The sequence below is a fragment of the Neobacillus sp. BP17 genome (genome assembly GCF_059579525.1).
In genome coordinates this window covers 1,736,381-1,748,750 of sequence record NZ_CM184198.1, presented here as the reverse complement: position 1 = coordinate 1,748,750, position 12,370 = coordinate 1,736,381, and the positions used below count along the sequence as shown (strand labels likewise).

Below are 12,370 nucleotides of genomic sequence, written 5' to 3'. Positions count from 1 at the left end.
CTAAGACAAGCCCTTACTTAAGCTTATGCACCGCATCGATAAAAATGTCTCCCCTGACCTCAAAAGTTTTATATTGATCCCAGCTTGCACATGCAGGAGATAATAATATCACGTCACCTGATTCAGAGTATCGATAAGCCTCAGGCACAGCCATGTCAACATTATCGACACGCTTGATTCGTTTTATTCCCGCTTCCTTCCCTATTCGTTCCATTTTAGGTGCAGTTTGCCCAAAGGTTATCATTGCTTTTACATTTTTTAAATAAGGAAGTAGTTCATCAAATTCATTTCCGCGATCCAAACCACCCGCAAGGAGAACTACCGGGGATTCAAAAGCAGCCAAGGCATTTACCGTTGCCAAAATATTCGTTGCTTTCGAGTCATTGTAAAACTTTCGTCCGTTCACTTCAGTTACGAATTGCAGACGGTGCCTGACACCAGTAAATGTTCGAAGAACCTGCTGGATGGCTTTATTTTCTACACCTGAAAGCTTTGCTGCAGCCATAGCGGATAAGATATTTTCAAGGTTGTGATTGCCTGGTAAAGCTATATTCTCAATTTCCATCACTTTATCATGATTAAACATAATCCAGCCATCAGATAGATAAGCACCTTCAGTCAGCTTCTTCTTCGTCGAAAAAGGAATAATTCTGGCATTAGAGTGACTCGCAACTTCCAATGTTTCTTCTTGGTCGGCATTGACAATAAGGTAGTCAACTTCAGTTTGATTTTTTGTAATGTTTGCCTTTGCAGCAATATATTCCTTTTTTGTCCCATGATAATCTAAATGGGCATCATAAAGGTTCGTTAGAATGGCAATCTTAGGTTTAAATGTGTCAATTCCCATTAACTGAAAAGAGGATAATTCAATGACTATCGTATTTTCTGACGTAGCTTCTTCGGCTACCCCTGATGCCACTGTACCAATATTCCCTGCGATTAACGGGTGCTTCTGCCCCTCATTTAGCATCTCATAAACTAATGTTGTTGTTGTTGTTTTCCCATTGGTCCCTGTGATCCCAATAAATGGAGCTTCAGATATTTCATAAGCAAGTTCAACCTCAGTAATTACAGGAATCCCTTTTTCTATAGCGCCTGCAATCATAGGGTTGTTATATGGAATACCGGGATTCTTGACAATCAACTCGAATCCTTCATCAAGCAACTCAATAGGATGATCCCCACAAATCACTTTAATCCCCTGTTCTAATAATCCCTGAGCTTCTGGATTTTCCGAAAATGGCTTTTTATCATTAACTGTGACAAATGCACCAAGTTTATGTAATAGGGCGGCAGCTGTTACCCCGCTTTTCGCCAAACCTAGGACAAGAATTTTTTTATGACTGAAAGATTTAATCTGTTTCAATTATAACCACACCTCAATATAGATTCCTAGTATCGCAAGAATTAATCCAACACTCCAAAAAGTGACGACCACCCGCCATTCCGACCAGCCAACTAATTCATAATGATGATGTAAAGGGCTCATACGGAAAATCCGTTTACCCGTCGTTTTGAAGGAAATAACCTGTAAAATAACCGATAACGTTTCAATAACAAATACTCCACCAATGATAATAAGTAAAATTTCAAGCTTCGTAAGAATAGCAATCGTTGCAATTGCACCACCGAGTGCTAGAGAACCTGTATCTCCCATAAAAACTTTTGCCGGGTGGGCATTAAATACCAAGAATCCTAGTACAGCACCTACCACCGCCACAGAAAATATCGCAATTTCTATCTGAGATTGATTCCATGCAAGAACTGCAAATGCACCAAATGCAATGGCAGCGGTGCCTGACACCAAGCCATCCAGTCCATCTGTTAAATTTACAGCATTGGAGAAGCCAACCAGCCAGAATATGATAAAGAAAATGAAGAACCATCCTAAATCAATTGTGGAATCTGTAAATGGAATGCTTATTTCGGTAGAAAAACCTTGTTGTTTATAAATAAAATAAAAAATTACTGAAATAATAATTTGACCTGCCAGCTTTTGTTTGGAAGTTAATCCTAGATTCCTTTTAAGAGCAACTTTGATAAAATCGTCTAAAAACCCAAGCAATCCAAAACCAAGTGTAACAAGAAGCAGCAAATATGTTTTAACAGTCGGTTCAGAAAACTTACCCGTCATGACAAGTGTTGTAATAACAATCGAAAATAAAATCATCACTCCCCCCATAGTCGGTGTGCCTGATTTTATTTGATGAGATTTTGGTCCCTCCTCACGAATGCTTTGTCCAAATTTCAACCTTCTTAAGAAGGGAATAAAAACTGGAGAAAGCAATACCGAGATAAGAAATCCCATAATTATTGTGAAGAAAATAACTTGCTCGAGCATTTTATTCCCTCCCTTCAGCGTCGTTTTTGCTTGTAATTTCGTTTAACATCACAGCTATATCATATGTTTCTTTATTTTTATTAAGAAGTTTTTTATTTGAAATTTTAAAGTTAGTTATTTCCATAATTTTATCTGTTTCTCCATTTAATTTTTCATGATAACAATTTAAGATAGTTACAATCGCCTCTGCCGGGTCTGGTGTAAAGAATAGTGGAAACTGATTTGGTATATAGCTTGGAAGTTCAAGTCCTTGATCCCAAATCGCGGCTATTGCCCCGTTCGAGATTGCATCAGAAAGTTCCCCAGCGTTTTTAGTTAATGATACAAATAATCCTTTTGGCTGTGCTGTGTGAGCTTGGTCGCAAACTGTAACAAATAGCAGGTTATCCTTGACGCCACGACTATTCTTAAATAGACTTACCAAGTCTTTTAAAGCTAAATACATAGCTATCTCCCCTCAATCGCTTCCCGAGCAACTAACCGATCGTCAAAGTCGTGAATTTCATTACCAATAATTTGATAGGTTTCATGACCTTTGCCTGCGATTAAGATTACATCACCAGCTGATGCCTCTCGAATAGCAGTTTGGATCGCTTCTTTGCGGTCAGGGATCATTCGGTATGCTGAACCTTGCACTCCTGCTTCCATGTCCTTCAAAATGGCTAATGGGTCTTCACTTCTTGGGTTATCCGAAGTTAGGATGGGATTTGTGGACCATTGGCAGGCTATTTGAGCCATCAATGGTCTCTTCGTACGATCACGGTCACCACCACAGCCAACAATAACGAAAACCTTCTTCTTAGCAAAATGCTGAACCGTTTTTAATACATTTTCAAGACTGTCTGGTGTGTGGGCGTAATCAACAATAACAGTAAAATCCTGTCCTGCATTTACAAGCTCAAATCTGCCTGATACTCCTTTTACACCTTCGATCGACTGGATAACTGCTTTAATATCAATGCCGGACACAACGGACGCCGCAATACTTGCTAAAACATTATACACACTGAATTTACCAATTAATTGCATTTTAATCGGATATTTTTCCGAATGAACCACAAGCTCGAACTGGGTACCTGAAGAAGTCATTTGAATATTCTTTGCTTGAAGATCAGCTATATTATCGATTCCATATGTAATAACATGTGCAGCAGTCGACCTGCGGTACATATCAGAAGCAGGGTCGTCTGCATTTAATACGGCAAACTTTGGTTTTTTCTGATCAAATGTATTACCCAGCTGGGCAAATAATAAACTCTTAGCACGCTTATATTCATCCATTGTTTTATGATAATCCAAGTGGTCCTGCGTTAGGTTTGTAAACACAGCCACATCATAATCGCAGCCATGTACTCGGCCAAGATCTAATGCATGTGAGGAAACCTCCATTACTGCTATATCAACACCTGCTTCAACCATTTGTCTAAAGGTTTTTTGAAGTGTTAAACTTTCCGGGGTTGTGTTTTTTGTTTCAATCGTCTTTTCAGCTATTTTAGTATACATCGTGCCAATTAGACCTGTTTTTTGATTGGCATCGGAGAATATTTTCTCAATTAAATGGCTGGTAGTTGTTTTCCCATTTGTTCCGGTAATTCCTATTAAGTGCAAGTTTTTCGTTGGCTGTTCATAAAAAGCATCAGCTAGCACTGCCATTGCTCTCGTTGTATCTTTAACAAGAATGACAGGTACATCTAGTAATAACGGACGCTCAGCCAATACAGCAGCTGCCCCGCTTTTTACGGCAGATTCTGCAAAATCATGGCCGTCTACTGTGTATCCCTTAATACAAATAAATAAGCTCCCGCTTTGCACCTTCCGATTATCGTTTTCAATCGAAGTTATTTCTGGATCCTCACCTAAATAAGGAACTAGAAGATGCAAATTCTTAAGCAGCTTTTGTAGCTTCATTTCTCTCAAATCCTCTCATAACCGTACATACATTGACTAATTATCATTTTGAAAATTCTTCTTAAGAAAGTTCCATCTTATTTTACATTAAAACATTTTATTTTGCTATTTAGTAATCAAAGCTTAATGAAAAAATTAGGCGGCGGAAATCATTCCGACCGCCTCTAATTTAATGAATTTTTTAATTGCATTAATCCTCCTTACCAAAATAAAGCCTAATTTTTGACCCTTCCTTAACTTTGGTACCTGCTTCAGGGGATTGTCTAACGACCACATCACCCTCACCACTTGCATCAATCTTTAGATTTATCAGTTGATCCATTAGTTCCATTTTTGTTAAACCTGTGAAATCCGGTAATTTTATTAACGGTGTATCCGGCCATTTCAATTCTTTTTCAATTTGACCCTTTCGAGGTTTAATCCCCATCTGACTCAAACTATCCTTCATAATATTACCAACAATTGGAGCACTGACTGTACCACCGAAGGCTGTAACTCCTTTTGGATTATCAACTGCCACATAGACAACAATTTGCGGATCATCTGCAGGGGCAAATCCAATAAAGGAAACGATAAAGTTATTTTCTAAATATCTCCCGTTTTGTGCTTTCTGGGCTGTTCCGGTTTTTCCGCCAACTCGGTAACCATCAACAAACGCCCTTCCCCCTGACCCCTGGGCAACTACACTCTCAAGGGCATGGCGAATTTCTTTTGAAGTTTCTTCCTTAATTACCCTGCGTTTTTCCACTGGGGAATTTCTCATTACGACTTCGTTTGTAATTGGATCGATGAGCTCTTTTGCAATATATGGCTTATATAATATCCCGCCATTAATAGCCGCAGATACAGCCGTAACTTGCTGGATAGGTGTTACTGATACTCCTTGTCCAAAGGCTGTAGTTGCTTGTTCAACTGGGCCTACACGGTCTAAATTGAATAATATCCCTGTTCCTTCTCCTTGTAAATCAATACCGGTCTTTTGACCAAAACCAAAATCCTTCACATATTTAAACAATTTTTCTTTCCCGAGTCTTTGTCCCAATTCGACAAAACCAGGGTTGCAGGAATTTTGAACAACCTCTAAAAAGGACTGATCTCCATGGCCCCCTCGTTTCCAGCACTTTAACCTCGCCCCCGCAACCTGAACCGAACCCGAATCATGGAAATGCTCTTTTTCTAAATTCACTTTTCCTTCATTCAAAGCTGCCGCAAGGGTAATAATCTTAAATGTTGACCCTGGTTCGTACGTTGACCATACAGGAAGATTTCGATTATATACCTCTTGAGGAACATTTTGAAAATTAGCCGGATCAAAAGTTGGTCTGCTCGACATGGCTAATATTTCTCCATTATTCGGATTCATTGCAATGGCAACAATCCCATCCGGGTTATATTTTGCGTCCGCGATATCTAACTCTCTTTCTACTATCGTTTGGATTTTTGAATCGATTGTCAGCTTCAATGCAAGACCGTTTGTCGGCTTCTCATAATCATCTGCCATATCGTTCATTCTTTCCCCTTTAGCATTTGCATAAAATTTAACAGAGCCCCGTTCACCACTTAGTTCTTTATCATAATATTGTTCTAGTCCCATCAACCCCTGGTTGTCAACTCCTGCGAACCCAAGAACATGTGATAAATAGCTCCCCATTGGATAATGCCGCTTAGAATCTTCACCAATATAGACACCTTCGAGTCCTAGGGATCTGATTTCCTTGGCCTTCTCATGTGAAATTTTTCTGCCTTCCTTAATCCGAACAATTCTTTCTCTCAGTGTAATATCCCGATAGGCCTTTTCTTTTGACATATTTAAAACGGAAGCAAGCTTTTCCGCGGTTGTTGCCGGGTCTTTAATTTGTCTTGGAACAACCCAGACGGTTGGAGTACTAATATTTGTGGCAAGAGGCACCCCGTTCCTGTCAACAATTTCTCCTCGTTCAGGTTCAAAGGGAATATTACGGCTCCAAGAGTCTTTAGCACCTGCTGTTAACCAATCACCAAGGACAAATTGGACATATCCAAGCCGAATATCAATTATTAAGAAGGTGAGAATACCAATAAATAGTGCAATCATTAATCGTTTACGGACAGTAACATTTGAAACACGCATAGTTTGAACGACCCTCCTTTTTCTATCGTTCATTTATATGCTTGTACTTTTTTTCTTAGAACGCAGGTTTTGGTCATTAGATAGGAAAAATCCCGCTAAGACAGCGGGATTTTCTATTAATCCTGGACTAGTTCCTCTGTATTTTCCTCAGTTTTACCTTGGGTATTTGTTTTTTCATTATTTTCCTGTTTCCACTGCTCTTCAGGAGTCTTTAAGTCTACGATTAAAAAATCTCCTTTTTGAACATGTGTTTTCGGTTTAATATTTTGCTGGGTTACAAACCCTTTTCCCTTTGAATTTAACTTCAATCCGGCAATATTCGCTACTTTCATTACATCTCTAAGTGACCAACCTGTCATATCAGGGGCAAATATTTCACCATTTGTTTGTATGATTACCTTCTCACCCTGTAAAACAGTTGTCCCAGACTCTGGTAAATGCCTGACAACCTCTGCTCCTTTTCCAATTACGATAGGTTCAATTCCTTTTCCTTTTAATTCAGCTACAGCTTCAGTAACCGACTTCCCCTTAAAATCTTCTAGTTTATTCAATTGTGCCTCTTCAAGTTGAGAAGGCTTAATGTTCAAGTAATGCAGGCTGTTTTTCATGACTGGGTTAAATATAGCAGAAACAGGTATTGCCCCTTGACCTGTTTCAAGCCCCTCTAATTCAGGTTGCTGAACAGCAACATAAACAATTAATTCCGGATCATCCTTTGGTGCCATCCCTAAAAATGAGAACATATAGTTATTAGCACCTTGTAAATACCCGCCATTCGGTCCAGGAATATTAGCTGTTCCCGTCTTCCCAGCGACACTGTATCCATCAATTTTATACCGGCCGCCAGTACCCTTGGGTGAGGTAACAACCGTTTCAAGGATATCCCGAACCTCCTTGGCCGTTTCTTTTGTGATTGGTGTTGAAACAACTTTAGAGGACCCTGATTTAATAACCTCACCTGTATCATGATTGACAATTTTTTTTACCACATGCGGTTTTATCATTTTCCCGCCATTTGCAATGGCTGTTGCTGCTTGAATTTGCTGTATGGGAGTTATTGCAGTGCCCTGCCCGTAAGCCGTCGTAATTTTTTCTATCGGATAGGTAAATTGGATTTTCCCAGATGTTTCGTTGGGAAGGTCAATTCCTGTGGGCTGATCAAAGCCAAACTTTGTTAAATATTCTCGATACTTTTCAAAGCCAAGCTTCTCTTTAGCTATTTTGGCGAAAGCAACATTTGATGAACGCTGTACCCCTTCAAGATAGGTGATCGGCCCCCATCCCGAGTAATTATGATCATGAATTGCTTTATCCCTTTTCGTTACTTGATATGAACCAGATTGATAGATTTCGTTGGGATTAAACACCTTTTCCTGGACGGCTGCGGCAAGCGTAAAAATTTTCATGGTCGAACCAGGTTCGAATGAAGTTTCAATCGCTTCATTATGCCAGCCGTCTTCAATTCCTTCTTTTGTTTTTGGATCAAAAGAAGGCCGTTGTCCCATTGCTAATATTTCACCAGTTTTCGGATCAGCCACAATCGCAATTATTTTCTCCGGTTTATATTCCTTAGCTGCTTTGTTCATGGCATCTTCTAAAAAGGTTTGAATCTTTTGGTCGATGGTCAAATAAACATCATTCCCATTTTTGGCAGGAGTAATTTTTTCTTTTCCATCCGGAAGTATATAACCCCACAAATCACTTTCAAAATTAATCTTCCCATTTGTACCCGTTAATTCATCATTTAGACTTTTCTCAATCCCCATTTTACCCACTGATTTAATACTTTTGTCCTTTTGTTCAATCCGATCAGCATAACCAACTAAGTGGGAAGCAAATACACCATTAGGATAGAAGCGCTTGGAATCACGGATAAATGTAATCCCTGGAAGTTTAAGTTTTTCAATCTTATTCTTTGTTTCGTGGGTAATATCTCTGCCTGCCTTCCCGAATTCAACCTGAAATTTATGACTTTTTATTCCTTTTGTTAAGATACTGTAAATCTCTAATTCATCCATTTCTAGATACTTTGCCAATTCTTGTGCCGTTTTCTCCGGGTTTTTTACGTGCTGCGGCTTTTTTGAATTTGTTGTCATCTTTTTATCTAAAATAGCAATTAACGTGTAGGCATTTGTATCTTCAGCAATCACTTTACCATTCCGGTCTAAGATATCGCCCCTTAAGGCGGTCAAATTCCCTTCTCTGCTATATTTTTCTTGAGCCTTTGCAGCAAGAGGCTGTCCATCAACTTCACCAGTGATTTGAATTGAAAAATACCTGAAGAGTAAAACAAAAAAGAGCAAACCGAAAAATCCAAATAAAAGGGTTGCTCCTGCATTCATATATGGCTGTTTCTTGTTCATTTCTAATGCACTACCTTGACGTTATTTTCGTTTTTAATTAGGCCCATTTCCTTGGCCTTTTTATAAATTCGATCGTATGCACTTAATTCGCTTACTTGAACCTGCAAATCACTATTTACTTTCTGTTGTTCCGATACCTTAGTTTCCATAATTTGTATATCTTTGTTAACATCATAAATTTTTGCTTGATTTGAAATAATATGAACAGCACCAAAACATACAAATCCAGCAAAGACTATTCCAATAATTTTTTCCCCTGGAGTGAGCCAGGATTTTTTAATAATGACTTGTCTCTTTTGTTGGAATTTCTCCTCCGTGTGTTGCTGTTCTACATTCTTCCTGGCAAGATTACTCAAACTCTTCCCCTCCAGCTTATTATTTATTTTTAAATCTAGTTTTGAATTTCTGAATTTTCCCTTACAGCTTTTCGGCAACTCTTAGCTTAGCAGATCTAGCGCGATTATTTTGCTCTAATTCTTCATCAGATGGAAGGATCGGCTTCCGCGAAATTAACTTTAATATCGGTTTATACTCATCAGGAATGATTGGTAAACCAGGAGGTAAATTAGGAGTTTCACTTGCTTTCTTAAAGGCTGCTTTGCAAATTCTGTCCTCAAGAGAGTGGAAGGTTATAACGCTTATTCTTCCCTCAGGGTTTAACATGTCAATCGCTTGATTTATTGACTGTTCGAACACCGCTAATTCATCATTCACAGCAATTCTGACTGCTTGAAAAACTCGCTTAGCTGGATGTCCACCTTTTCTTCTTGCAGGGGCCGGAATCGCGTCCTTAATCAGTTCAACTAATTCTGCCGTCGTTTCAATTGGTTTTACCATCCTTGCTGCTTCTATTTTACGAGCTATTTGTTTAGAGAACTTCTCCTCACCATAACGAAAAAAGATGCGCACCAAGTCTTCATAGGCCCAATGATTAACCACATCGTAGGCAGAAATATCGGCTTCATTATCCATTCTCATATCTAGTGGTGCATCATGATGATAGCTAAAGCCTCTTTCAGGAGTATCCAATTGCGGAGAAGAAACTCCAAGGTCGTAAAGTACTCCATCCACTTTAACAATTCCTCTATTTTCAAGTTCTTCTTTCAAATACAAGAAATTGCTTTTAATGATTTCTAAACGATCCCCATATTCAGCCAACTTCTCTTTTGCGTGTTCAATTGCAGTTTCATCTTGGTCAAATGCAAATAGTTTACCTCGGGCTCCAAGTTTTGAAAGAATAAGCGAACTATGCCCCGCTCCACCCAAAGTACAATCAACATAAATTCCATCAGGCTTAATATTTAAGCCATTAACAGCTTCCTTTAACAACACAGTTGTATGTTCAAACATGTAGTAACCACCTTTTCCAATCGAACAATATATAACAGAAAATATATTAACATAATTTATCCATTATATATCAAAGCCAATCATATTTTCTGCAATTTCTGCAAAAGATTCTTCTGACTCGGTAAAATAGTCTTCCCAAATCTGTTTGCTCCAAATTTCAATTCGATTGGAAACACCTAAAATTACACATTCTTTTTCCAACTTTGCATATTGCAAAAGTGGTGCAGGGATATTAATTCTTCCTTGTTTATCAAGTTCACTCTCGGTTGCACCTGAAAAGAAGAATCTAGTAAAAGCCCGGGCATCTTTTTTTGTCAGAGGTAAGCCTTTTAATTTCTCTTCAATCAGCCCCCACTCTGATAACGGGTAACCAAACAAACATTGATCCAATCCACGTGTAATGATAAACATTTCACCAAGTTCATCGCGGAATTTGGAGGGCACGATCAGTCGGCCTTTATTATCAATGCTGTGATGGTATTCACCCATGAACATACCCATGACCCCCACTTTCTATTAAAAATGTACCACATTCCCCCACTTTCCACCACCTATTTTTAAACTATTCTTCTTAAAACCATGAAATCCTTTTTTATCCAGAAACTTCACACAAAAAAAAACTTCACTGCTGTGAAGTTTTCTACATTTTTATTACCTTATGCCGACCATCAAATTCAAAGGTACCTGACATTAAGTCATGAATTAAATTCAACCCATATTGATTTAGGTAGTAAAATATATTCCAAACCCTCTCTTGGGGAAAACCATCCGGCCTTAATGACAGATCCACACGATCATATTTTTTAAGGATATTGTCGTGTTTCAACTTTCCTGCCTCATATAATTTAGCTTCCATAAACCCGAGTTCTTTAAGTAAGTAACTTTCATTTTTCTTTAACAATGGTAATAGGCCGCGATCCAACTCAGCTGTCTTACCTTCTATTAATCGGTACTGATTTACTAATTGTTCTTTTGCAAGGGAAAATAGCGAAACCACTTCTTTATCTTTTATTTTTTCAAGAAATTGAATTCTCTCTTTTTCTGTTCCAGTGCTTAATATTTCATTTAAGTTTAAACGTAGTTCAGAAACGTCTGTTTCAACAGATCGATCAAGGAACGTAATGTTTAAACGAGGAACAATAGGGGGCATCTTGATTTGAAAATATTCAAACACTAGTTTTAGTTCTGCCCAGTAAGAAATTTCTCCCGGCCCAGCAATAAAAGCAATAGATGGGAAAAGCCATTCCTGCATTAACGGCCGCGTCACCACATTATTGCTTAAAGAGGCTGGATTCTCCTCAGCAAGCTCCACTAATTGTTCTCTTGAAAAGGTGAGAGCCCCATTTTTCCCCACAAAACAATCATTATCACAGTCATATTCAAGTAAAATCCGATCATTCATTTTCTGATCATAGTAGAAAAGGTTCGCATTCCTTTCACTAGCATCAATCGTTACCGGAAAACCCTTTTCATCAATACGCCTTTGTTGTTCCAGTAGCTTGTGTGTAATCATTTCATGGTTAAGGATTTGCTTTTTAAAAAATTCTTTCTGCACCTTCCGAAACTCATTGTTACCTGAGTCAACGATTAATAACCCATAATCCTTGAACAATTCCATAATAATATTTGCAAAAAAATCGACGAAGTTAGTTGAGATGGATACTTGTTTTACAGCAAAAGCTAAAAGTGTATTGGTATGTTCTGTCTCACCAAAATTCTCTATTAAGTTTTGTACCCAAGAAATGCAGACTTCTTTGTTTAACTGAATATCAGAAACCATTTTCTTTTGCAGGACTCTTTCTGGATATGTCCATTTATCAACCTTTTGATTCACAGGTACAAACACATGATTAACCTCTTGGTAATCATGGTCTTCTCCCGCAATCCAAAATACAGGAACCACTGGTACGCCAAGCTGTGCCTCTTTTTGCTCAGCCAATTTAATAATAGAGATTACCTTATGTATTGAATATAGCGGGCCTGTTAAAATACCTGCCTGCTGTCCCCCAATAACGACGAGGCTATTACTTGTTTTAAGTTTATCGATTGACTTTATAACAGCTTCAGACGATGGAAACCGCTTCATAAAGCTCTCAATATGTTCAGCAACCTCTAAGCGAGGAAATGATCGGTTACTAAGTTCAGCAACCCGTTTGGCATCATCGGTTCCATCATTAAACCGGTAATGAAAAAAAGGCTGGATTTCTGGAGATTGTTCCAAATAATTCGAAGCAAACCGATTGGCTGCTGGTAAAGAGAGATTTAAAATCTCCATTCTTGTACTTCCTTTCTGATCAC

10 protein-coding genes are annotated in these 12,370 nt (G+C 38.5%); all 10 read right to left on the bottom strand.

The features are described 5' to 3' along the window. Window positions 1–13: 13 nt before the first annotated feature. Entirely contained in the window at window positions 14–1,366 is a 1,353-nt protein-coding gene (gene murD, locus AC4QJR_RS08485; RefSeq protein WP_496525891.1) for a UDP-N-acetylmuramoyl-L-alanine--D-glutamate ligase, read from the bottom strand. Continuing rightward, entirely contained in the window at window positions 1,367–2,341 is a 975-nt protein-coding gene (mraY, locus tag AC4QJR_RS08480) for a phospho-N-acetylmuramoyl-pentapeptide-transferase (protein ID WP_098572675.1), read from the bottom strand. Window position 2,342: 1 nt separating this feature from the next. After that, window positions 2,343–2,786, bottom strand: a complete 444-nt coding sequence (locus AC4QJR_RS08475; RefSeq protein ID WP_098572674.1) for a hypothetical protein — start codon at window positions 2,784–2,786, stop codon at window positions 2,343–2,345. 2 nt (window positions 2,787–2,788) lie between these two features. Next, window positions 2,789–4,249, bottom strand: a complete 1,461-nt coding sequence (locus AC4QJR_RS08470; protein ID WP_496525890.1) for a UDP-N-acetylmuramoyl-L-alanyl-D-glutamate--2,6-diaminopimelate ligase — start codon at window positions 4,247–4,249, stop codon at window positions 2,789–2,791. Between the two features lie 190 nt (window positions 4,250–4,439). Continuing rightward, window positions 4,440–6,359 carry a stage V sporulation protein D gene (locus AC4QJR_RS08465; RefSeq protein ID WP_098572672.1) on the bottom strand — a complete coding sequence of 640 codons (1,920 nt, stop codon included), beginning with the start codon at window positions 6,357–6,359 and terminating at the stop codon, window positions 4,440–4,442. A 116-nt stretch (window positions 6,360–6,475) separates the two neighbouring features. Next, window positions 6,476–8,722 carry a penicillin-binding protein gene (locus AC4QJR_RS08460; RefSeq protein ID WP_496525889.1) on the bottom strand — a complete coding sequence of 749 codons (2,247 nt, stop codon included), beginning with the start codon at window positions 8,720–8,722 and terminating at the stop codon, window positions 6,476–6,478. Between the two features lie 2 nt (window positions 8,723–8,724). Next, complete coding sequence (ftsL, locus tag AC4QJR_RS08455) at window positions 8,725–9,078, bottom strand: cell division protein FtsL (protein WP_496525888.1); 354 nt, start codon at window positions 9,076–9,078, stop codon at window positions 8,725–8,727. A 61-nt stretch (window positions 9,079–9,139) separates the two neighbouring features. Then, on the bottom strand, window positions 9,140–10,072 hold the full coding sequence (gene rsmH / locus AC4QJR_RS08450; protein ID WP_098572669.1) for a 16S rRNA (cytosine(1402)-N(4))-methyltransferase RsmH: 933 nt from the start codon (window positions 10,070–10,072) through the stop codon (window positions 9,140–9,142). 63 nt (window positions 10,073–10,135) lie between these two features. Further along, window positions 10,136–10,567 carry a division/cell wall cluster transcriptional repressor MraZ gene (mraZ, locus tag AC4QJR_RS08445; protein ID WP_098572668.1) on the bottom strand — a complete coding sequence of 144 codons (432 nt, stop codon included), beginning with the start codon at window positions 10,565–10,567 and terminating at the stop codon, window positions 10,136–10,138. Between the two features lie 145 nt (window positions 10,568–10,712). Beyond that, on the bottom strand, window positions 10,713–12,347 hold the full coding sequence (gene bshC / locus AC4QJR_RS08440) for a bacillithiol biosynthesis cysteine-adding enzyme BshC (protein WP_375374767.1): 1,635 nt from the start codon (window positions 12,345–12,347) through the stop codon (window positions 10,713–10,715). Between the last annotated feature and the right edge of the window lie 23 nt (window positions 12,348–12,370).